This is a genomic window from Amycolatopsis sp. lyj-112 (assembly GCF_046549055.1).
In the GTDB taxonomy this organism is placed as follows: Bacteria; Actinomycetota; Actinomycetes; order Mycobacteriales; family Pseudonocardiaceae; genus Amycolatopsis.
In genome coordinates this window covers 15,300-36,339 of sequence record NZ_JAJPWS010000006.1, presented here as the reverse complement: position 1 = coordinate 36,339, position 21,040 = coordinate 15,300, and the positions used below count along the sequence as shown (strand labels likewise).

Here is a 21,040-nt window from a genome sequence, read left to right as displayed (position 1 = left end):
GGCTGGAGGGACAAGGTGGAGCCACGCGAGTCCACAGCAGACCGGTGAGCCCCCGTCTAGTGGCCGCCTAGATTGAAGTCTGGTTCCACGGGCAATGTCAGCTGTGAGTCTTTACAGAGAACCGTGTAGTGACATGATTCGTCGTTGCGGGCATAGCGCGGGTACGCGCCGCCGGAGATCTGCAGGCGGATCCTGTGGCCGCTGCGGAATTCGTGTGCGCAGGCACTCAAAGGGAGGCTGATTCGCCCTGATCTGGTGGTGAGGCGGGTGAAGGTCTCGGTCACGTTCCATGAGCGGCCGCGGTCGTCGACGTCGCAAAGCCGGACGAACAGGTCTGGTCGAGCGGTGGTTTCGACGGTGAGCCGGAGGTCCAGGTGTGGGTGGCCGAAGACATCGACCGGGGCGGTGAGCGGTTCGGTGGTGAAGGTGACCACATCGTCGCGGTGTTCGAGTGGGCGGTTGTCCTGGCGGCCCGCTTTGGCGGACATGTGACGTCCGCCGAGTGACGGAGTCGGATCGGCTGGGTCCCGCATTTCCGGTCATTGAGATCGACCAGCCAGATTTCGCGTGATCAGGCCGACTCCTACGGATGCCTCGCCGTCGACATCGCGACCACCATCGAACGGCACGTCGAGTTCCCGAAACGTGACCTGCCCAGCTACCCGGTCTCAACCGAAGAAACCAGTGGCCGGGCTCCGGAGGAAGCGGCGTTACTGCTGCGGAAGCAGTGGGAATTCCGCCAGGACCTGTCGGGCATCTCGTCATGCTGGCCGAGAGTCACGGTGGCCTTGTCGTGTTCAGCCCCTTGGACAACGCGTACTCCTTCGACATGCCCGAGTGGCCGATTATCCTTCTCAATCCCTTGAAGGACGACTACTACCGCTAGCGCTTCGACATGGCACACGAGCTCGGGCATTTAAATCGGAGCTCATCGGTGTGCAGCCTGCCTTGCTGAGGTTTCTGTCGGCTACCTAGCGGGGTTACTCGGTGAGGGTCAGGGGTAGTGGGCCTAGCTGGTCGGCCAGGAGGTCGGTGAGGAGTCGTGGCAGTGTCGCTGGTAGGAGTTTGTCGTGGCAGGCCTGTAGGTCCTGGGCTGTCCACCAGCGGCGTTCGATGAGTCCGGCTTTCTCGTTGTCTGTTGGCTGGAGCGCGACTTGTGGCGCTGTGGTCGCTGTGCGGGCGAGGAAGACGTGGTCGATGCGGTGATGCTCGCGTCCCTTGTACTGGAAGCGGGATTCACGCTTCCAGAGTTCGCGGCCTAAGCCGGTGAGGATGATCCCGGTTTCCTCGGCGATTTCCCGGCGGGCGGTGTCTTCGAGGGTTTCGCCGTCGTCCATGCCGCCGCCAGGCAGTTCCCACCAGTGGTGTTCGGGCTGGGTGGGGTCGAGGGCGTGGATGAGCAGGACGCGGTCGGCGGGGTCGAGCAGGAGGACGCGGGCGCCGATGCGGGGTGTGACGGTGCTGGTGGAGGTGGACATCCTGTGGCGGTACCTCGCGGTCGGCTGGCGGTGGTGTTCCGGCAGTCGGTGGCGAGGGGGAACCAGTGGGCTAGAACAGGGTCGGCTCCGGCTCGGCGCCTCTGGCTGCCGTGGCGGGGTCCGAGGTTAGCAGCGGTGTGGTGGCCGTCAGGGTCATGGTTACGGCGAGTCCGGAATGATCCGTCAGCCGTGTGCCTTCTGGGGTGATGTGCCTGGTTTCGTGGACGTAGTCGCAGGCGGCGAGGTGTTCGGCCAAGCCGGGGGAGCCGTGGGCGTGGTCGTAGCGGTAGCCCAGTTCGGGGCGCCGGGCCCAGCTGTGCTCGACGCGGTCGGGGTGCAGGTGGCGGAAGAGGTCGAGCAGGTGGTGCCGGTCGGTCAGGTCGGTGTAGAAGGCGTACTCGAACGGAGCGAACTGGCTCCGGTGTGCGGGGGTGTGGCTGGGTTCGAGGACGTTCAGGTCACCGAGCAGCAGCAGCGGTGCGTCGTTGATGGTGGTGTCGAGAGCGTGCTGGAAGTGCTTGATCCAGGTTTTCTTGCGTTCGGTTTTGTCGGCGGTGGCGTCGCGGGAGGGCACGTAGGCCCCGGCGATGCGCAGGGGTCCGTCGGTGGTGTCCACGACGACACCGGTGGCGCGGGCGGGCAGGTAGGTCAGAGCCGCGCCGAGCGGGTCGGGTGTGGTGGCGAGTTTGCTGACGATCATGACGCCTAGTTCGCCGGGGGCGTGAACGGGGAAGCTGACTGCGTAGCCGGCGTTGGCGAAGGCTTCAGCGAGGAATTGGCTGCCTGCGGTTGCTTTGGTCTCGGTCAGTACGAGCACGTCTTCGGGGCGGCGGGCGAGCCAGTCCAGTTGGCGCCGGGCACGGTCCAGGGATGGTGCGCCGACGTTGACGGTGATCAGGCTCAAAGGCATGCCGGGCTCTTCCTGGTCAGGACGTTTTGGATGTGGGCCACGATGGTCGCGGCGATTGTCTCTGGCGGGCCGGTGGTGGCATCGACGGTGGTCACCGGCCAGCTTTTGTCCCGCAGGTCGGTGACTGCGGAGGTGTACCCGTTGGTCTCTCGTGTGCTGCTGTCGGTGGCGCGTTCGAAGCGGCTGTGTCCGCCGCGGGCGCGGAGCCGGGCGTCGATGATCTGGGGGTCGCCGGTGAGGATGATCGACAGGTCGGGACGGTAGACGCCGTGGTTGAGCTGCCACACCACATCGGCGGGGAGGCCGTCGAGGCCTTGCAGTACCAGGGATGAGGCGACATAGCGGTCACACATCACGATCTTGCCGGTGTTGAGCGCGGGCAGGATCTCGGTGTCGAGCTGGTGGTGACGGTCCGCGGCGCACAGGCACGCGAGCGCCATGCCCCGGTAGGTCTCCGTCCCGTGCCGGGCCAGTTCTCCCAGCGGAGCGCGGGAGGGCTGGCTGGTGGCGTGGACGGGCAGGCCCAGCGCGGTCAGTGTGTCGACGACCAGGCGGGTGGCGGTGGACTTGCCGACGCCGCCAGGGCCGTCCAGGGTGATCAGAGTTCCGGTAAGCCGGTGCTGCACAGCCGCGACATGGGGCTTCATGCGGGCATCAGCGGCAGCAGCCTGCGTTCCGGGACATCAGCGGTGTCGGCGACGGGGCACTGTTCGAGGTCGACGTCACCGATCCGGTTGCCTGCGGCGATGACGGCTGCGGGGCATCCTTTACCGCACGCCGAGTTGATCGAGCATGCAGTGCAGGTGGCGTTGGTGCCGACCTGGTAGCGGTCGTGGAAGCGGTAGTCATCCAGTCGTGCGGCGAGGTCGGGGTCGGTGAAGATGTTGCCGACGATGAACTCGCTGTCGGTGTGCTGGGACTGCGGGGTGCGGGCGGCGAACACCAGATACGGGCACACGGTGACTTCGCCGGGGGTGAACACGTAGATGATCGTCCCGGCTTCGCAGCCGGCCAGGGGACGTTGCTCGGTGTTCGGGAAGCGGATGTGCGCGACGTCCAGTTCCGGCCCGTCGAAGGGTGCGGTCAGCTCGAAGATCTCCCGCATGTGCAGGGTCGTCTTCGCCAGCTTGGATCGGGACTTGACCCCGCGGCCCATGCTGCCCAGCGGGTTCAGCAGTACGTACCGTGCACCGTTGGCGCGGGCGAACGCGCACAGCCGCGCGTATTCCTCGTTCTGTGCCAACGTGTTCGGCGTGCACAGCAGGCCCTGCAGGATCCCGGCTCTGCCGAGCTTCTCCACCGTTGCCACGGTCACGGCGAAGCTGTCCCGGTCGCCCCGGAATTTCCCGTGGGAATCGGCGGCGAACCCGTCGAGGGAGACGTTGCAGTGCACGCCCAGTTCGACCAGCGCTGAGATCTGCACCGAGTCCAGCGTCGTGGCGTTGGTGCAGATCCCGACGTCCATCTCCGCGGCGCGAAACGCGCGCACGATGTACAGGAAATCGGGATGGATCGTCGGCTCACCGCCGGTCAGCGTGACCCGCTGGACCCTGGCGGCGGCCAGCCGCGGAATCACCTTCTCGATCACCTCGACCAGAGGCATCTGCTTGCCAGCCCGCGTCGCGGACACGAAACAGTGAGCGCACCGCAGATTGCAGTCCTCATTGATCTGTACCAACGCTTTCCGGAACGGCTGCTCGACCGTGGTGCGGAAATAGCAGGACGTGGCTACCTCTTCCGAGGCAATGCTGCGAGCAGTCACCAGAGCTCTCCCTTCCAAGGGCGACAGGGCGAGCCCGCCGCGACATGCGGCCGAAAACCCACACCCAGATATGTTCGGCCGAACACTAGTGAGGTCTGTAGTGTTCGAGCGAACATATCTGGAACAATTCCACAGGAACTGCGAGCAACGACAGCTGAACTGTCCGACCAGACAATTCCCTTGGCGGAAGCGCGCTGCCGGTTACAACCAAGGAGACTCGCGTGACGGATGTCAGAGACGATGCGAACCCGGCGGACGCGCTCGCCGCGTTACTGGGATGCCCGCCGGCGATGCTCGACGTCAGCCTCGACCAGCTGCGCACCCTCGCGGTCGTCCATGCCACCGGCACCGCGCAGCAAGCCGCCCGCAGCCTGGACCGCGAGCAATCCAGTGTGCAGAAACAGCTCGACAACCTCAACAAGACCGCGGTCCGCCTGGTCGGCGAAGCCCTGGTGGTGAAACAAGGACGAGGCAAGGACTTCCTCTTCACCCCGTCAGGCGAAGAGTTCGTAGCTCTGGCCGCACAAACCCTCCACGCTGTCACCGACAGCGTCCATCACAGCCGACGGCGAGTCGGATCTACCGTCACCTTCGGCAGCACCGAGTTCACCGTCCAGTTCCTCGGCGCTATCTGGCCTGATCTGCGGGAAGACTTCGAGCGCCGCGGCATCCGCCTCAACATCGAGCACGTCCGCACCCGCGATCTGTGGCGAAAGCTCGACGCCAAGAAAGTCGACCTGGTCTGCGGCAGCTTCGCCGCCGAACGCGGACGGCCTCCCGCCGTGGACTACGACTTCCTGGAATGGCACCGCGAACGCGTCGCCCTGCTGACCAATCTCACCGCCCGCGAACTACCCGACACCCCAGTCGCCGCCGCCCGCCTACCAGAACTGCCGCTGCTCGCCCCGACAGCGGGCCTGCTCTCCCAGTTCCTGAGCCAATGGTTCGGCCCCGACTACCGAGGCGTACTCACCGTCATCGCCGACATCGACTCCCTCAGCTACGGACTCAACCTCCTCACCAGCGAACTCCTCCATGGCTGCCTACTGACCACCGAACGCGTCGCCGACGCCGCCCTCGAAGGACGCCTCCCCGGCCAGGGCCTCCGCAAGATCGACCTTGCCGACGACTACCAGCCCAGCCTCGAGATCGTCACCGGAATCTTCGCCCGCAAAAACGAACGCGACCGCTACGCGCCCGACCATCCGCTGAACCTGCTGTGGGACGGCTTCACCGCAGCAGCACCAAATCAGACCATCACGACCACCTTCCCTGGCTGAGGTAAATTCGGTATTCGTGTGCCTCGCCGGTGTTGGTGGGGCCAGCCCCGCTCGCGCGGGGAGAACGGCGGACTTGTCGCCGTAGATGGCGGTGTGCCAGGACCAGCCCCGCTTGCGCGGGGAGAACACTTCATTGACGTGCGAATTTACTCCGCGGGTGTTGGGTTCTTGTTCACTTTTGATGTGGTGATGCGACTTCGTCATACTCGGTCCAGAAGATGTATGACTATCGACAGTCACCGACTGATGAGCCGTAGAGGTGACTCTGCTTTGCGAGTAGGAACATCCCCGCTTACGCGAGGACATGACCGCCGGAGCTGGCGAATCTGCGTCGGCGCAGCGAGAGCTCGCCGCTCCAGTCCACATCAGGCGTCCCACCGGAAGAGACCTCGGCGGGACGCGTTGCCGATCTGCTGGGAAGTCTTGGTGCCGGTGCCCCTACCACCGATAGTTCGCGGGGAAGGACTGGAGGATGGCGGCCACATCCATCGCGATCCCGCGTCGTCGGCGGCGTTGGGAATCCAGCGGCTCGCGTCCTTCTCGGCGGAGAGCTTGCCGGTCGCGACCGAGTAGCGCTCGCGCCGAAACGCCTCGGCCATGTACTCCCAGACCGGCAGGACCGCAGGGACCTGCTCGAAGCGCGAGCCACTTGTATGAGGTGGTCGTGGTCGAGGGGCGGCGAGGACGCAGCGGAGCGGCTCCAAGACCAGGCCGGTCCGCTTGTCGGAGAACACGGAGTCGACGGATTGGCGGGCTTCCAGCGTCTTTGCGAGCTGGTAAACGGTGTCGAGCGCAGCTCGGCCGCACCCCTACCGGCGGCGGAGAAGGCCTGGCACGGCGGGAACGGGATGAAGCCGGGGACGCGGTCGAAGTTGAGTGGGGACGAGCTCAGCGGCGTGCTGGGCGGCTGTTCGGGATCTGCCGCGTCGGCGGCGTTCGAGGCGCAATGCGGCGTCAGTTGTCGAACTAGGGGCGATTTAAGGGCGATATTGCAGGTCGAACGAGGTTGACTGACATCGACTCAGAGCATGAACGAATGCAAACATCCCAGCTAGAACGACTGAGGACGACTCGAAAGGACTCGAACCACTTAACCGGAGGGTTCTTGGTTCGAGTCCAAGCGGGGGAGCAAAAGCCCAGGCCACTGGCCTGGGCTTTTCGCGTGCTGGGATCTGACTGTGAGTCACGTCTCGCGACGAACGGTGGGCGACCACGTCGACGCCGGTAAGCGTGTCGGTGGTCGTCGCGTCGGGGTCGCCGCCGGACAGCCGATCCGGCATGCCCTGGCGCGACGACATCGACGGCATTCCGGCTACGAAGGTTCTTCAAGAGCCTTCAAAAAGGAGCTCCAGCCTGCAGGCTCGACTTCGATCATCGGCTGATCAACCGTGCGGTCCTTGCTGTCGCGTAGCAGTATGGAATCGCTCAGGAATCGTACTTCCACGCAGCTGCCGGTCGCGCTTGAATAGCTACTCTTGAACCAGCCTCCCTGAAGTTTCGTTGTCGGCGAAGATGTGACGTCGTTCAATCTAGTTCCCTGGCGTATCGGCGAATCATTTCCAGTGATCGTTGCTCATTCAAGGCTTGCCCGAATGCGTCACTGTACGTCAGTGTTATATCGCGGACCCGCAGCGGGTCGTCGATGATATCGTATTTCGTCACCGTCTCCTGCCATGCGACGGTGGGTAATCTCGGGTTCTCGAAATCGATCATATGCACCGTGGACGCACCGAACAGTCCGCACGCTATCGCGGTGAACGGAATAATACGGACTTTGATACTTTCGGGATGTTCTTCGATCATGTCCGCAAGGTGGTCGAGCTGGCCTCGCAAGGTGGCCGGGCCGCCGATCTGCTGCCGAAGGGCGGCTTCGCTGATAATCGCCGTGACATGAAGTGGATTCTCGCTCGCGAGCCGCTGCTGTCTCTGCAGGCGGACATCGACACGCTGATCGACCTCTACTTGGCGAACGACGACGGCCGGTGTCATGATCGCTCTTGCGTAGTCCGCGGTCTGCAACAGTCCGGGAATGATCAGGCTCTCATAGTCGCGGACACCCTGAGCGCCTAGCTCAAGGCCGTACATGCGTTGAATCTCAGGGCCGAGCAAGCCGGAATACTTGGCCCACCACCCTCGCTCCTTGGCCCTTTGTCGCAGATCAAGGAGCTCTTGTCGTTCGCTGTCGTCGAACTCGAGAAGCGCCAGAAGCCTGATCAGGCTCTCTTCGGAGAGAATTTTGCGTTCGTTTTCGACGGCGGACCAGTAGTTGCGCGAGAAGCCCAGTGCGTCGGTGATGGTCTTGACGTCAACGTTCACCTGGTCGCGGCGTTCGCGGAGTCGAAGGGCGAGCTCCCATGCCGCGACCACCGGAGATGTCGGTGGTGGCACTTCTCCTCCCTTCGGGTTCGGTCATCCGTCATGCACGAGCTGGTTCACGTGCATGGTTACGGTAACCACACGATAGTCCAGGCACTGTAGCCGGGCAGTGTAACCCCACCTTATCGTTCGAAGCGACCTGGCAAGCCGGCCGCCGGTCAAGCTGCACGTCAACGGGGAGGAACCAGATGTCAACTCCTGGGCACCACGGGTTCGATGCCCATCCTGAGCCGTCCATCGTGGGCGGCCACTCACTGTCGGCGCTGCGTCTCGACGCCAGCCACTCCGTGGCTCAAGAGACGGTCGGCCGGGCTGCGACCCACTGCACGATCGTCGCGGTCGACATCGAGGGGTTCGGCCAGCTTCACCGCAGCAACGCGAACCGAGTGCGCATACGCCGTGGGCTCTACAAGGCGATGCGGGCGGCCTTCGAAGGCGCCGGAATTCCCTGGCTTTCCTGTCATCGCGAAGACCGTGGTGATGGCATCTTGATCCTCTCTCGCGCCGAGACGCCGAAGGCTCTCTTCGTCGACAGTCTTCCCTATACCCTCGCGCTGGAATTGGCCAGGCACAATGCGACTCATCCGCATGAAGAGCAGATGCGCCTTCGGCTTGTTTTGCACGCGGGAGAGATCAACTATGACGAATACGGCGTCACTGGATACTCGATAATACATGCCTTCAGGCTTCTTGACGCGCCGTCGCTCAAGATGGCGCTCGCGGGCAGCTCCGCGATTCTGGCCATCATCGGGTCTGATTGGTTCTTTGCCGAAGTCATCCAGCACAGCGAATTCAGCAACGCGGCGTCGTATTCCTCCTTGGAGGTCAAGAACAAGGAGATGGAAACGCGAGGGTGGTGGCTTCTCGTCAGTACTTCCACCGCATCTCGCCAGTCAAGCGTGGGTTCGCGAATCTCGCGTCATAGGTCCTGTTCTCGGCCGGTACGACGGGGACCGAGACGATAGACGGTTTCCCTGAACGATCTGCCGCCGCCGCGGCCGTCACTCGTACGGGTCGGTATTGGACGGCGAGGTTACGATCTCCGGTCCGGCTGGGCATCCTGGTCGGGTGACGACTGATGGCGACATCGACGATCCGGAGTGGCGCGCGGTGCTGTGGCGTGAGCTGGCGGAGATCGCGCAAGCCAAGGACGTGCTCACGCGGCGCCATGAGATCGACGGGCGTGCCGCGGCGTCGTTGCTGGCACTGTGTGCCGAGAAGGAGGGCGTCGGGGTCGTCGAGGCCGCGCGACGCTTGAGGTGACTACAGCTCGCGCCGGTGCTCGACGAGCCGGGCGGCGACCTGGTGCAGTTTCAAGTTGGTGACCTGCGAGCACTCGACGAGCATCCGGAACGCCTGAACGGGATCGAGGTCATAGCGGTTGATCAGAAACGCCGCCGTCCTGCTCGGTCTGATCGCTGAACGCGTCGAGCCGGCTGGAGTAGAGGTTCAGCGCGCCGAGGGTGGTCTCGTTGACGAACAACCGGCAGGCCGGCATCGAACGTATCCCGGCCGCGGCGGCCGCGGGGGCGAAGGCCGGCCACCGCGTCTCGATGGTGAGATCCCCGGTTCGGAAGACCTGGTGCTCGGCGATCGCGTCGACACACGGGCCCTGCCCGGTGCGGTACTGCACTTCATCGATCGTGGCCACCACCGCGTCGGTGGGCACGACGGTACGGATCCGGTGGCCGTGCTCGACCAGGGAGATCCCCGCGTGCTCGGCGCCTGAACGCTCGCTGGCCGAGTTCGGGCAGGGTCGGGTTCTGGCGTAACGCGCGGTCGTTCAGCGGCTTCAGCGCGGGGATGCCACCAGGAAGGTGAAGTGTCCGTCGATATCCTTGCGGACATCGAGGATCTTGTCGGCGAGGCGGATCCGGGTTTCGCGCGCCAGGAACACCTGGGTTCCCGCGGCGTCGATGACGTCGTCGCCGGGCGCCGGGTGCGCGGTGATTTCGATGGAGAGCGCGGCACCCTCTTCGGGGAGGCCGTTCAGAGTCATCCGCAGGCCGCCCTGCTTCTCGAGATCCTGAGCGGTGGTGAGCTGGTTGATGGCTTCGGCGGCGGAATCGGTGATGGTGAACATCGAGTGTTCTCGCTCTCTATCGAGTGTTCTCGCTCTCTACCGCACTGACGGCGGATACCGCTCACTGTACGCCCGTCACGGAGCGGTGCCTCGAAATCGAACGTCCCCACTTTCGGAGTACGCTGGCGCGTATCGCCCGATCGGCCGGCTGGAACCGGCGGAAGAGATCGTGGTGTATCGGGTTTCGCCCCTGACCTCGGCGTCACAGGCTCGAAATGCTTGTTCTGCCAAGGAATCGCCATGGCATTCTCGCTCCTGGTGGCGGTAGTGAGCGGTTCCTCTGAACAGGCTGAATCCCTGATCGACAGCGAGGAGCTCGCCCATGACCACGATGACCAAGGAACTCGAGCCGGACCAGGTGGACCGGATCGGGGAACAGCTGGACGAGCTGCGCCGCCGGGTGGTGGCCGACCTCGGCGCGGACGACGCCGACTACATCCACAAGGTCGTGGCGATCCAACGTCTTTGCGAGGTCTCGGGCCGGATACTGCTGTTCGCCGGCTGGTTCCCGCCCGCCTGGTTGGCCGGTGTCGGCGCGCTTTCGCTGTCGAAGATCCTCGACAACATGGAGATCGGTCACAACGTTCTGCACGGCCAGTACGACTGGATGAACGACCCCACACTGAACTCGCGGACCTTCGAATGGGACATGGTCTGTCCGAGCGGGCAATGGCGCCGCTCGCACAACTTCATGCACCACACCTACACCAACATCCTCGACAAGGATCGTGATGTCGGTTACGGCATCCTGCGGATCACCGAGGACCAGAAATGGCATCCGTACTACCTCGGCAATCCGCTCTACGCCGCGGGACAGGCGCTGTTCTTCGAATACGGCATCATGCTGCACGACCTGGAGGCGGACAGGATCGTGCAGGGACGACGATCGTGGGCGGACATCCGGCCGCTGCTCGGTCCGATGCTGGACAAGGTCCGGCGGCAGGCGGGCAAGGACTACGTGTTCTACCCGGTGCTCACCGGTCCGCTGCTGCCGCTGACCCTGGCGGCGAACATCAGCGCGAACCTGATCCGCAATCTCTGGGCCTTCTCGATCATCTTCTGCGGTCATTTCCCGGACGGCGCCGAGGTCTTCACCGAAGAGGAGAGCGAGAAGGAGAGCAAGGGACAGTGGTATCTCCGGCAGATGCTCGGCTCGGCGAACATCACCGGCAGCCCGCTGTTCCACCTGCTGTCCGGGAACCTCAGTCACCAGATCGAGCACCATCTGTTCCCGGACATTCCTTCCCACCGCTATCCCCAGATCGCCGCTGAGGTGCGAGAGATCTGCGAAAAGCACGGACTGCCCTACAACACCGGTTCTCTTTCGAAGCAGCTCGGCTCGGTCATCCGCAAGATCATCCGGCTTGCCCTGCCCTGAGAACGCGGACCGCCGGATGGAATCGCGAGTGTAGTGTTGGTGGGCCGAGAGTATTTCGCCTGTGGGTGGTCGAATCCGCGCCGTCAGTACTTCGGAGATCCCGCTCCGCCAGTAGCGCCTGCTGGTGCATCACACGGCCTTCGCGGCCGAGAACCGGAGCACCGCATGCTGCCACGCCCGCGCTTGGGATCTCTTTCCGATCCGGCCGTCGAGAGGGTGCGGTTGAAGACCCCGATGTCCGCGACCGGTTTCGTCGACGGCGCCTGGTGGCCGCGCTCCCGTGATCTGGTGACCGAGGTGCCCGGCCTCGCCGCGGCACTCGCCGACCGGATCGGCCCCGTGTGGCGGGTGGCGTTCCCTCTGATCGGCTGGGTCGTCACCGAGCCGAGTGTCCTCTTCGACGAACGGCTGGTCCGCCTCGAAGGAATAGCCACGCAGAGTGCGTATGTCGTCCACGTGACCGGTGGGAACATGCGCCGGGTCACCCTGCTGGTGATCCCTCCGCACGTGGAGGTGGCCGCGGCCGAACGGGCGCTGGCGGCGGCCGCGAGATCGGACAACGAGGCGAGCCCGGAGAACATCCTCGAAGGTTCCGGCGCCCTGCCCAGCAAGTGGGTGTTCCCGGCCTGCGAGACCGATTTCGCGCGCTGGGAAACAGACGGCGGGAATCGCGGCGTCGATTCCGCCTGGTGCCGGCCGATCGGTTCGTGACCAGTGGTGGACGATCTGCCGGAGTACTTACCGGCGTGGTGTTCCGACACCAATCGATGTCGACGGTGTTCGGTCTCCGGTTGGCCGAGAACGAATTTCCTTGCGCACGCCCGCTCACGCCGGTCGTCAGGTCGGGCTGGGCAGGCCAGCGGAAGCCAGGAGAGTCAGCTTGTCCGCATCGGTGGACCCGGCGTCCGGGTGATACACGACGAGCATCAGGCCCTCTGTTCCGGCGATGTCGAGCCGCTCTCGGTTGAGGGTCAGTTCCCCGACCTGAGGGTGCATGATCCGGATCGGCCCGCCGCGTTGCCCGCGGACCTCATGGCGGGCCCAGAGCCGGCGAAAACGCGGACTGGCCAGTGAAAGTTCCTCGGTGAGCTCGAGGAAGCGAGGATCGTCGACGTCGTTGCCCGCGGACTGCCGCAAGTTCGCGACGAAGCATTCCGTGACGTCTTTCCAGTCTGGATGCAGTGCCTGCTCCGCCGGATCCAGGAACAAGTCCCTCAGCTGATTGCCCCCTGCGCCGAGGCCGGGAGAGAGCGCTCTCGCAAGGGCGTTCGAGGCCAGGATGTCGTAATAGCGGCCTTCGATGAAAGCAGGTTGGACGAGGGCGTCCAGCAGCTTGAGCGCGCCGGGAGGTGGGATCTCCTGGTGTGGTCGGCGTCCGCGCTGCCGGGGTGCCTCCGAAACCAAGGTCCGCAGATGGGCCTTGTGGTCGTCGTCGAGGTGCAGCACGCGCGCGATCGACTCGAGGACCTGTCCGGAGGGGTTGCGATCGCGGCCTCGTTCCAACCGGAGGTAGTAGTCGGCGCTGATGCCGGCGAGCATGGCGACCTCCTCGCGCCGCAGTCCGGGAACCCGCCGCACACCGACGTCGGGGATGCCCGCCTGCTGAGGCGTCACCAGCTCGCGCCGAGCACGCAGGTACGCGCCGAGGGCCTTCGTCGTCTCGCTCATGCGGCCGGCCGGCGGGGGTCCTGTCACACCCCGGGTTCGAGAGGGCTCTGGTTGAGGCGAGTAGCTGCTCATAGCGTGCTCAACGGTCCGCTCGGGCCGTGTATTTCGAGAGGGAGCACATGACCGTCACTCTGATCACCGGGGCCAACAAGGGCATCGGATTCGAGACCGCCAAACAGCTCCTGGAGCTGGGACACGTCGTCTACATCGGTGCGCGTGACGTCGAGCGAGGCGAGAAGGCCGCGGCGACGCTCGGCGCACGATTCGTGCGGCTCGACGTGACCGACGACGTATCGGTGAGCAGTGCGCTGGAGACGATCGGTGCGGCCGAGGGCAGCCTCGACGTTCTGGTGCACAACGCCGGCATCCTCGGGGACGGCGTCACCGACGGGCCCACGGCTCTGCGGGTCTTCGACACCAACGCGGTGGGAATCGTGCGCGTCACGGAGGCGGCGCTCCCGTTGCTGCGCAAATCCTCCAACCCCACCGTGGTCACCATTTCGAGCAGCGCCGGGTCGTTCTGGGCGGCGAACAACCCCGACCGGCCCGAATTTCACCTGAGGGCCGCGCTCTACTCCGCGTCCAAGTCGGCGGCCACCATGCTGACGGTCCAGTACGCCAAGTCCGAGCCGGGCATCAAGTTCAACGCCCTCGAGCCCGGCTTCACCGCCACCGACATGACCGCGGCGTTCGCGGGCGGACGGTCACCGGGCGAAAGCGCCAAAACGGTGGTGAGGCTGGCGACTCTCGACGCGGACGGCCCGACCGGGACCTTCCAGGACGAAGCCGGGGAACTGCGCTGGTAAGAACGATCGCGACGGCCCTGACCGTCCTGTTAGGACAGACCTAGGTGTTGCCTTTCAACAACCGGCCGGGCGGGGTCACGGGACCGTTGAAGAAGTGAGCGGTCAGCAGCCCTGGAAGTGCTTGTCGCCCGACCAGCCGGTGTTGGCCCAGGTTTCCGGGGCCGGGGGAGTGAAGCCGGGAAGGACCTTCGCCAGCGAGGTGAGCAGCCAGCCGGTGAAGCGAGCGGCGCCCTGCGGACAGGTGTGGATGCCGTCCGCACTGCGGTCGGCTTTACCGTCCCTGGTCTGCTGGTAGGTGCCGGTCCACACTTCGGCGGAATCGAGCACGACGGCCTTGTCGGGCGAGGCCGCCGCGACCGCGCGGGCGACGTCCGGGGTGCGCTCCAGGTCCGCCATATGCGGCTGGTAGAAGTCGTCCGGCTTGATCGGGGGCATGGTGACGAAGACCAGTTTCGCGCCGGCCCCGGTCACCGTCTTCAGCAGCTTCTCGTAGGCGGCCTGCTGCTCCTGCCGGGTACCCCAGTCGTAGGTGGCGATCTGGTAGACGACCACCGTGGGGGCGGCGGACGTGATCTGTTCGGGCAGCTTCTTCCAGTTCTCGTCGGAGAACGGCCCGACGACGTTCCCGCCGCCGGCGGAAGCGAGGGAGGTGAAACCGGCCCCGCCGGCTTTGAACGCGGCGGCCAGCGGAAGCGCCTCGCCCTCCGCGATCGAGTCGCCGAGGAAGAGTACTTTGCGCTGGTCCGCACCGGCCGCCGCCACGGGCGTGTCCGTGGCGGGCGGGGTCGAGCAGGCCGCGGTCGCCAGGGCGAGCCCGGCCAGGCCGAGTGCGAGACTTCGTATCGTGGTCATGGCTTCGACCGTGCCGCCGCAGTGTCCCGGCCGCTGCGCGGCTCTGTCGCAGTTGTGTCGCAGAGGAAGTCCTGGCAGGTGAGACGGCCCGGAATTGTCCATAATGGACAGGTGGTGGCGATTCTGCTCATCGAAGACGATCCCCTGGTCCGGCGCGGGCTCCAGCTGGCGCTGTCCCGGCACGGACACGAGGTGCGCACCGCGGAAACCGGTGAGGACGGGCTGGAACAGTTCCGTGCGTCCACGCCGGACCTGGTGGTGCTCGATCTGATGCTGCCCGGAATCGACGGATTCGAGGTGTGCCGCCGGATCAGGGCGGCGGGCGAGGTGCCGGTGATCATGCTCACCGCACGCGGTGACGACTTCGACGTCGTCGGCGGGTTGGCGGCGGGCGCGGACGATTACGTGATCAAACCGGCGCAGCCCACGGTGCTCGACGCACGGATCCGCGCGGTGCTGCGCCGGAGCAGTGTCTGCACCGACGGCGTCCGTGTGCACGGCGACCTGCGGATCGACACCGCCGCGCTCTCCGTCTCGCTGCGCGGCGAACCCGTGCCGCTCACACCGACCGAGCTGCGGTTGCTGCTGACCCTGTCCCGGGCTCCCGGCCGGGTGTTCAGCCGCAGCCAGCTGCTGGAGGAGGTCTGGGAGCACGACTATCTCGGTGACTCCCGGCTGGTCGACAACTGCGTGCAGCGGTTGCGGGCGAAGGTCGAGGAGGACCCGGCCGGCCCGGTGTACGTGCAGACCGTCCGCGGGTTCGGCTACCGGTTCGGACCCGTATGAAAGCCGGCAGGCTACGGCCGCGGGGGCTTCGCGCCCGGCTGCTGGTCGCCTTCGTGCTGGTGGCCGTGACCGCGGCCGCGGCGGCGGCCTGGTCCAGTGCCGGGTCGGCGAGCGCCGCGCTGGTCACCACCACCCAGGAGCGGCTCACCGAGGCCGTCACGGGCCGGATCACCGCGGTCGCCTCGCAGCTGACCTACCCGCCGGACCAGGACACGCTCGACCGGCTGCGCGTGGCCGTCGGGGCGAACAGCCTGGTGACCTACCGGGACCTGCGTTCCGTGGACGGCGCCGATCTCGTCACCGACTCGCTGCGCACCGCGGTGCGCGCCGAAAACCGCCTGATGACGCAGCGGGTCACCGTGTCCGGTACCCCGTGGCTGCTGATCGGCACCCCGGTCATGGCCACCGCGCCGTCCGGCGCCCGCACCCCGTCCGGCGTCGAGGTGTACTCGGCGCACGATCTCACCGGGGTCGAGCGGCAGATCGACGGTCTCGCCCGGTCCGCCGGAGCCACCGCCGCGGTGGCGTTGCCGCTCGCGGTGCTGTTGGCGCTGCTCGCGGCGGGCAGCGTCCTGCGCCCGGTGCGGCGGCTCCGTGATACCGCACGCCGGCTGGCTTCCGGGGACCTCGACGCCCGTTCGCTCCCGCAGGGCGCCGACGAATTGGCCCAGTTGACGGTCACCGTCAACGAAATGGCCGAGTCGGTTCAGACGTCCATGACGGCGATGCACCATATGCAGGCCGACGCCAAGAGATTCGCCGCGGACGTCTCCCATGAACTGCGGACCCCGCTGAGCACGCTGACCGCGGTCGTGGAGGTGCTGGCGGCCACGGCGGACACCATGGAGCCGGACGCCCGGGAATCCGCGCAGCTGGCGATCACCGAAATCCACCGGCTGGTCCGGCTCGTCGAGGACCTGATGGAAGTGTCCCGTTTCGACGCCGGCACCGCCCAGATGCGGCGGGAAGAGATCGACGTGGCCGCCGCCGTCCGGGATTGCCTGCGTGCCCGGGGCTGGCTCGATCAGGTCGAAGTGGAGGCGGCGGAGGAGATCTTGCTGCGGCCGGACCGGCGCCGGCTCGACGTCATCGTCGCGAACCTGGTCGGAAACGCGCTGCGGCACGGTGCGCCGCCGGTGCGCGTGCACGTCTCGGTTCTTCCCGGCCAGGTGCTGATCGAGGTCACCGACAACGGGCCGGGCTTGCCCGAACATGTGCTGCCGCACGTGTTCGACCGCTTCTACAAGGCCGACGCCGCGCGCACCCGCACCCCGGGCAGCGGACTCGGGCTGGCGATCGCACGCGAGAACGCGCGGCTGCACGGCGGTGACCTCTTGGCGGACAACGCGCGCGGCGGCGGCGCTCGGTTCGTGCTGTGGCTGCCCCGGGATCAGGAGGATCGATGAAACAGATCTGGCTGGTGCTCTTGGTCCTGTTGCTCGCGGGCTGTGGAATCGAGCCCTCCGGACCGGCCGCCGGGGGTGAGGCCCCGACCGGTGTCGCGCCCGGAGCGACGCTGTACTTCGTCGACGCGCAGCACCACCTCCAGCCACAGCTGCGCAGCACCGGGCACCTGGGCACGATCGCCGAGGCGACGTCGTTGCTGCTGACCGGTCCTGGCGGCTCGGAGCTTCGCACGGAGATCGCGTCGACCACGGTCACCACGGTCGGGGTGGACACCGAACCCGGCGTGATCAAGCTGCTGGTGCCGTTGACAATCCACGACTTCACCCCGCTGGGCATCGACCAGCTCGTGTGCACGGCGCTCGGAGTCCACGTGCAGAGCGGTGGCCCGCGGGCCACGAAAGCGCAGGTCCGGTTCACCTTGCCCACTCCCGAATCGGACCGGCTACGGACCTGCCCCCTGATCACGTGATCAGCCCGGCCCGTGATCAGCCCAGCCCGGTGAGGTCGATGGCGGGCGGCGCCGGGGTGGGCAATGCCAGCCACAGCACGGCCAGCGCGGCCATCAGCACGGCGAACGCGATCACCCCACTGCGTCCCCTTGCCCATTTCGCGCGGAACCGGATCGGGTCTTCGATCAGGTACTTCGAAAGCGTGGCCAAGCCGATCGAGATGGCCCACACCAGCAAGGTCCGGGGCCACTCGCCGAGCCCGGTCCACTGCTCGGTGATCAGCACGGAAACAGGCCAGTGCCACAGGTAGAGGCTGTAGGAAATCAGCCCGAACCACCGCAATGGTCGCCAGGCAAGGACTTTGGCGACCGCCGTGTGCGGCGCCCGTACACACAGGCCGATCAGCAGCGCGGCGGCCAGTGAGTGCGCGAAGAGCCCGCCGGTGAACAGCCACGGCGAGTTCGTCCCGTCGGCGAGCCACCACAGCGCGCCGATACCGATGGCCAGCGACGCCGTCACCCCGCCGACCGTGCGGCCGGTCAGCCGGGCCAAAGCGGCCCGCACCGGACCGGTGGCGACCAGTGCGCCCAGCAGCAGGGAGAACGCCCGGGTGTCGGTGCCGGTGTAGACCCGGGTCGGATCCGCCGGGGTGACCAGCGTGATCATCAGTACCAGGGAAACGGCCGACGCCAGGAGCGCGAGCCCCGCGACCCGGCGGTCCACCCGTCGCCCGCTCCAAGTCAGGAGCAGCAGCAGGAACGGCCACAGCAGGTAGAACTGCTCCTCGACGGCGATGCTCCACAGGTGCTCGAACACCCGTGACTGCCCGAACCGGTCCCAATAGCCGGCCGATTCCTCGATCAAATGCCAATTGAGCAGGTTGAGCTGCACCCACGGGCCGTCCGCGAGCGTCGTTCGCACCACGTCCGGCGGCGCCGTCAGCCACACCAGCACGGTGACCCCGGCGAGCATGGTCGCCAACGCGGGCAGCAGCCGCCGGATCCGGCGTCCCCAGAAAGCCGTCAGCGATACCGTGCCGGTGGTCTCGATCTCGCGCAGGAGCAGATCGGTGATGAGGTAACCGGACAACGCGAAGAACAGGTCCACGCCCAGGAATCCGCCGGGCAGGTGCCCGGTGTGGAACAGCAGCACGCCCAGGATCGCGATCCCTCGCAACCCGTCCAGCGCCGGTATCTGTGCCCTGCGCCCGGTGTCGGGGCGAACCGCCTGGGACTGTTCGACCTTGGTCATGAGCCAGACTGTGCCGCCGCTCTGTCGGCCCGCTGTCCCCGCTCTGTCGCGGTCTTGTCGCAACTGCTCGCGGTGGCTTTCACGACCTCGGTCCGCGACTCCGCACTACGAGGAAACGTCCACCGAGCCCGATCGCGAACATCACCGAACCGCCGATCACCGAGGCCGGTGGCAGGGTCGCGGCGAGCGCGACGCATCCGGCGGCTCCGAGCACGTTGAGCGTGCGTGGCCACCGTCGTTGCTCGCGTGGCTGGCTCGCCGCCGACAGGTTCGCGATCAGGTAGTAGACCAGGACACCGAAGGACGAGAATCCGATCACCGATCGCAGGTCGGTCGTCAGCACGAGCACGCTGACAACGACCGCGAGGGCGGCTTCGGCGTGATGGGGTACGCGGTAGCGCGGGTGCACGGCCGCCAGCCAGCTCGGCAGATCGCGGTTGCGGGCCATCGCGAGGCTTGTCCGGCCGATGCCCGCGAAGAGTGCCAGCAGGGCGCCGAGGCTGGCCAGAGCCGCGCCGATACGGACGACCGGCGCGATCTCTCCGGCACCGGCTGCCTGGACGGCCTCGGCCAGCGGGGCGGTGGCCGAGGCAAGCCTTTCCGGGCCGGCCGCGAGGAGCGCGGCACTGCCGACGATGACGTAGACGACGACCGTGACGCCCAGCGCTACCGTGATCGCGAGGGGGATGGTGCGCCGCGGATCTCGGACTTCTTCACCCATGGTGGCGATGCGGGCGTAGCCGGCGAACGCGAAGAACAGCAGTCCCGCCGCTTGAAGCGTCCCGTAGACGCCGCCGTCATCCAGCGCCTGCCAGCCGCCGAGATTGCCGACACCGGCGCCTCCGCCGACGGCGATACCGACCACGATCACGGTCAGGGCGATCAGGGAGCAGGTGACCAGAACGCGGGTCAGGGCGGCGGTTCTGGTGATACCGCGGTAGTTCAGCGCGGCCAGGCCCAGGACGGCGGCGACGGCCACGAGCCGTTGCACCCACCACGGTCCTGGGACCGCGTAGGTGGCGAAGGTGAGGGCCATCGCGGCACAGGACGCCGTCTTGCCGATCACGAATCCCCAGCCCGCCGTGAATCCCCACCACGGACCGAGTTGCTCGCGACCGTAGATGTACGTCCCGCCCGAAGTCGGGTAGGCGGCCGCGAGCTGAGCGGAAGCGGTGGCGTTGCAGTAGGCGAGCACCGCGGCGATGGCGAGGCCGACCAGCAATCCGGTGCCCGCCGCGGCCGCCGCCGGGCCGAACGCGGCGAACACCCCGGCGCCGATCATCGATCCGAGGCCGATGACCACCGCGTCCCCGGTGCCCAGCCGCCGGGCGAGCTGTTGTGAAGGCGGGGTCACCGGCGCGGCTGGAACAGCTCGACGAGATTCCCGGCGGGGTCGATCAGCAGGATCTGGCGGCCGCCGGGCCCGGTGACGACGTCGTTGCGGAAGCGGACTCCGGCCTCGCGCAGCCGGGTGACCTCGGTGTCGAGGTCGTCGACGACGAGGTGGATCCGGTTCCAGCCGCCGGCTTCGGGGACGTCTCCGTCAGGCATGGGGCGCCCGGCGGAGCTCGCCGGACCGGACAGCAGGAGCCGCAACGGTCCGCGCACGACGTCGGCGAAGGCCGGAGCCGCCGAAGAAAGCAGGGTGAACCCGAGGTGGGTGGTGTAGAAGTCGACGGCGGCCTGGACGTCGTCGACCAGGTAGCGGACGTGCGCGAGATCGTCGGTCATGAGGGCGTCTCCGGTGCGTGAGGGCGGGCCAGTTGCCGCAGCAGGAACCCGATCCGTGTCGACAGTTCGCCGGCCGTGCGAACGAACGCGGGGTAGCCGGCTTCGGGGGTGTCACCTGCCGCGGAGGGGTCGGGCATGCTCCAGTGCACGAGGCCGGGGTGGCCGGGGAACTCGGGGCACACCTCCCGGACCTTGTCGCAAAGGCTGATGACGTGGTCGAAGCGCTGCCCGGCGAACTCGTCCAGATGTTTGCCGCGGTGCCCGGACAGGTCGATACCTTGTTCGCGCATCACCGCGATCGCGTGGGGGTGCAACGGTTTCGGATGGCTGCCCGCGCTCGCGACCTCGACGCGGGGCGCACGCCGGCGCAGGAGCGCTTCGGCGATTTGAGAGCGGGAACTGTTGCCGGTGCACAGGAACAGCACCCGGCCCCGCGCCGATTCCGGGTCCGGCGGCTCGGGCGGGACGAGTCCCAACGCCGGATGCAGGCCGTGGCCGGTGTCGGCGAGCAGTTCCGCGCACCGGTCGAGGTCGAGACGGTAATAGGTGTCGCGTCCGTCGGCCGAGCTGCGGCGCCCGCTGACCAGGCCGCCGGAGCGCAGCATGCGCAGGTGGTAGGAAACCAGGTTCTGTGGCCGGTCCACCGCGGTGATCAGGTCGCCGACCCGCTGATCGCTCCGGGCCAGCGCACGCAACAGGTCCCAGCGCAGCTGTTCCCCCGCGAGGCGGAGGAACTGCGGTGCGCCCGGAGCCAGGCTGTCGGAGTTCACGCGTCCGAAAATACATCAAGCGGGATTGATTGACCAGTGCGGACCTGCGGTGA

26 protein-coding genes are annotated in these 21,040 nt (G+C 66.7%); 9 read left to right on the top strand and 17 right to left on the bottom strand.

The window, feature by feature from the left end; genetic code table 11:
- Positions 1-56: 56 nt before the first annotated feature.
- The 5 genes from ACLJRL_RS21285 to ACLJRL_RS21265 form a co-directional block, all read right to left on the bottom strand.
- Positions 57-488, bottom strand: a complete 432-nt coding sequence (locus ACLJRL_RS21285) for a CocE/NonD family hydrolase (protein ID WP_410657987.1) — start codon at positions 486-488, stop codon at positions 57-59.
- Positions 489-980: 492 nt separating this feature from the next.
- Positions 981-1,478: an NUDIX hydrolase gene (locus tag ACLJRL_RS21280; RefSeq protein WP_410657986.1), complete on the bottom strand. Its 498-nt coding sequence runs from the start codon at positions 1,476-1,478 to the stop codon at positions 981-983.
- Positions 1,479-1,548: 70 nt separating this feature from the next.
- On the bottom strand, positions 1,549-2,388 hold the full coding sequence (locus ACLJRL_RS21275) for an endonuclease/exonuclease/phosphatase family protein (protein WP_410657985.1): 840 nt from the start codon (positions 2,386-2,388) through the stop codon (positions 1,549-1,551).
- Entirely contained in the window at positions 2,379-3,035 is a 657-nt protein-coding gene (gene tmk / locus ACLJRL_RS21270; RefSeq protein WP_410657984.1) for a dTMP kinase, read from the bottom strand. Before tmk ends, ACLJRL_RS21275 begins: the two co-directional genes overlap by 10 nt.
- Positions 3,032-4,150, bottom strand: coding sequence for a radical SAM protein (locus ACLJRL_RS21265; RefSeq protein WP_410657983.1), 1,119 nt, complete (start codon positions 4,148-4,150; stop codon positions 3,032-3,034). Before ACLJRL_RS21265 ends, tmk begins: the two co-directional genes overlap by 4 nt.
- Positions 4,151-4,371: 221 nt before the next feature.
- Here ACLJRL_RS21265 and ACLJRL_RS21260 point away from each other — a divergent pair, with 221 nt between their 5' ends.
- Positions 4,372-5,430, top strand: coding sequence for a LysR family transcriptional regulator (locus ACLJRL_RS21260; RefSeq protein WP_410657982.1), 1,059 nt, complete (start codon positions 4,372-4,374; stop codon positions 5,428-5,430).
- Positions 5,431-5,795: 365 nt separating this feature from the next.
- Here ACLJRL_RS21260 and ACLJRL_RS21255 read toward each other — a convergent pair whose 3' ends face one another.
- From ACLJRL_RS21255 to ACLJRL_RS21245, 3 genes are all read right to left on the bottom strand, one after another.
- Entirely contained in the window at positions 5,796-6,029 is a 234-nt protein-coding gene (locus tag ACLJRL_RS21255; protein WP_410657981.1) for a hypothetical protein, read from the bottom strand.
- 713 nt (positions 6,030-6,742) lie between these two features.
- Entirely contained in the window at positions 6,743-6,958 is a 216-nt protein-coding gene (locus ACLJRL_RS21250) for a DUF397 domain-containing protein (RefSeq protein WP_410657980.1), read from the bottom strand.
- Entirely contained in the window at positions 6,955-7,818 is an 864-nt protein-coding gene (locus ACLJRL_RS21245) for a helix-turn-helix domain-containing protein (RefSeq protein ID WP_410657979.1), read from the bottom strand. The genes ACLJRL_RS21250 and ACLJRL_RS21245 overlap by 4 nt, the downstream gene beginning before the upstream one ends.
- A 176-nt stretch (positions 7,819-7,994) precedes the next feature.
- Between ACLJRL_RS21245 and ACLJRL_RS21240 the strand changes: the two genes are divergently transcribed.
- Complete coding sequence (locus tag ACLJRL_RS21240) at positions 7,995-8,771, top strand: hypothetical protein (RefSeq protein WP_410657978.1); 777 nt, start codon at positions 7,995-7,997, stop codon at positions 8,769-8,771.
- Positions 8,772-8,874: 103 nt separating this feature from the next.
- A complete protein-coding gene (locus tag ACLJRL_RS21235; protein WP_410657977.1) occupies positions 8,875-9,069 on the top strand; it encodes a hypothetical protein in 195 nt (64 codons plus the stop codon).
- On the opposite strand, the gene ACLJRL_RS21230 is transcribed toward ACLJRL_RS21235, so the two are convergent.
- From ACLJRL_RS21230 to ACLJRL_RS21220, 3 genes are all read right to left on the bottom strand, one after another.
- Positions 9,070-9,153 carry a hypothetical protein gene (locus tag ACLJRL_RS21230; RefSeq protein ID WP_410658289.1) on the bottom strand — a complete coding sequence of 28 codons (84 nt, stop codon included), beginning with the start codon at positions 9,151-9,153 and terminating at the stop codon, positions 9,070-9,072.
- A 25-nt stretch (positions 9,154-9,178) separates the two neighbouring features.
- Complete coding sequence (locus ACLJRL_RS21225; protein WP_410658288.1) at positions 9,179-9,487, bottom strand: GAF domain-containing protein; 309 nt, start codon at positions 9,485-9,487, stop codon at positions 9,179-9,181.
- A 111-nt stretch (positions 9,488-9,598) separates the two neighbouring features.
- Positions 9,599-9,889 (bottom strand): iron-sulfur cluster biosynthesis protein, encoded by a 291-nt coding sequence (locus tag ACLJRL_RS21220; protein WP_410657976.1) that lies wholly within the window; start codon positions 9,887-9,889, stop codon positions 9,599-9,601.
- A gap of 322 nt (positions 9,890-10,211) precedes the next feature.
- Between ACLJRL_RS21220 and ACLJRL_RS21215 the strand changes: the two genes are divergently transcribed.
- Entirely contained in the window at positions 10,212-11,267 is a 1,056-nt protein-coding gene (locus ACLJRL_RS21215) for a fatty acid desaturase family protein (protein ID WP_410657975.1), read from the top strand.
- 165 nt (positions 11,268-11,432) lie between these two features.
- On the top strand, positions 11,433-11,978 hold the full coding sequence (locus ACLJRL_RS21210; RefSeq protein WP_410657974.1) for a DUF5994 family protein: 546 nt from the start codon (positions 11,433-11,435) through the stop codon (positions 11,976-11,978).
- 126 nt (positions 11,979-12,104) lie between these two features.
- On the opposite strand, the gene ACLJRL_RS21205 is transcribed toward ACLJRL_RS21210, so the two are convergent.
- On the bottom strand, positions 12,105-12,935 hold the full coding sequence (locus tag ACLJRL_RS21205) for a helix-turn-helix domain-containing protein (protein WP_410657973.1): 831 nt from the start codon (positions 12,933-12,935) through the stop codon (positions 12,105-12,107).
- A gap of 119 nt (positions 12,936-13,054) precedes the next feature.
- On the opposite strand from ACLJRL_RS21205, the gene ACLJRL_RS21200 reads away from it, so the two are divergent.
- Positions 13,055-13,741 (top strand): SDR family NAD(P)-dependent oxidoreductase, encoded by a 687-nt coding sequence (locus ACLJRL_RS21200; RefSeq protein ID WP_410657972.1) that lies wholly within the window; start codon positions 13,055-13,057, stop codon positions 13,739-13,741.
- Between the two features lie 102 nt (positions 13,742-13,843).
- Here ACLJRL_RS21200 and ACLJRL_RS21195 read toward each other — a convergent pair whose 3' ends face one another.
- Positions 13,844-14,593 (bottom strand): SGNH/GDSL hydrolase family protein, encoded by a 750-nt coding sequence (locus ACLJRL_RS21195; RefSeq protein ID WP_410657971.1) that lies wholly within the window; start codon positions 14,591-14,593, stop codon positions 13,844-13,846.
- 111 nt (positions 14,594-14,704) lie between these two features.
- On the opposite strand from ACLJRL_RS21195, the gene ACLJRL_RS21190 reads away from it, so the two are divergent.
- From ACLJRL_RS21190 to ACLJRL_RS21180, 3 genes are read left to right on the top strand one after another with little or no spacing between them, the layout of a single operon-like run.
- Positions 14,705-15,379 carry a response regulator gene (locus ACLJRL_RS21190; RefSeq protein WP_410657970.1) on the top strand — a complete coding sequence of 225 codons (675 nt, stop codon included), beginning with the start codon at positions 14,705-14,707 and terminating at the stop codon, positions 15,377-15,379.
- Positions 15,376-16,785, top strand: coding sequence for a sensor histidine kinase (locus ACLJRL_RS21185; RefSeq protein ID WP_410657969.1), 1,410 nt, complete (start codon positions 15,376-15,378; stop codon positions 16,783-16,785). Before ACLJRL_RS21190 ends, ACLJRL_RS21185 begins: the two co-directional genes overlap by 4 nt.
- Positions 16,782-17,255: a hypothetical protein gene (locus tag ACLJRL_RS21180; protein ID WP_410657968.1), complete on the top strand. Its 474-nt coding sequence runs from the start codon at positions 16,782-16,784 to the stop codon at positions 17,253-17,255. Before ACLJRL_RS21185 ends, ACLJRL_RS21180 begins: the two co-directional genes overlap by 4 nt.
- 16 nt (positions 17,256-17,271) lie before the next feature.
- On the opposite strand, the gene ACLJRL_RS21175 is transcribed toward ACLJRL_RS21180, so the two are convergent.
- The 4 genes from ACLJRL_RS21175 to ACLJRL_RS21160 all read right to left on the bottom strand — a co-directional run bounded on the left by ACLJRL_RS21175 (position 17,272) and on the right by ACLJRL_RS21160 (position 20,987).
- Entirely contained in the window at positions 17,272-18,486 is a 1,215-nt protein-coding gene (locus tag ACLJRL_RS21175; protein WP_410657967.1) for an acyltransferase family protein, read from the bottom strand.
- 79 nt (positions 18,487-18,565) lie between these two features.
- Positions 18,566-19,840, bottom strand: coding sequence for an APC family permease (locus ACLJRL_RS21170; protein ID WP_410657966.1), 1,275 nt, complete (start codon positions 19,838-19,840; stop codon positions 18,566-18,568).
- On the bottom strand, positions 19,837-20,217 hold the full coding sequence (locus ACLJRL_RS21165) for a VOC family protein (protein WP_410657965.1): 381 nt from the start codon (positions 20,215-20,217) through the stop codon (positions 19,837-19,839). Before ACLJRL_RS21165 ends, ACLJRL_RS21170 begins: the two co-directional genes overlap by 4 nt.
- Positions 20,214-20,987: an ArsR family transcriptional regulator gene (locus ACLJRL_RS21160; RefSeq protein WP_410657964.1), complete on the bottom strand. Its 774-nt coding sequence runs from the start codon at positions 20,985-20,987 to the stop codon at positions 20,214-20,216. Before ACLJRL_RS21160 ends, ACLJRL_RS21165 begins: the two co-directional genes overlap by 4 nt.
- Positions 20,988-21,040: the final 53 nt, after the last annotated feature.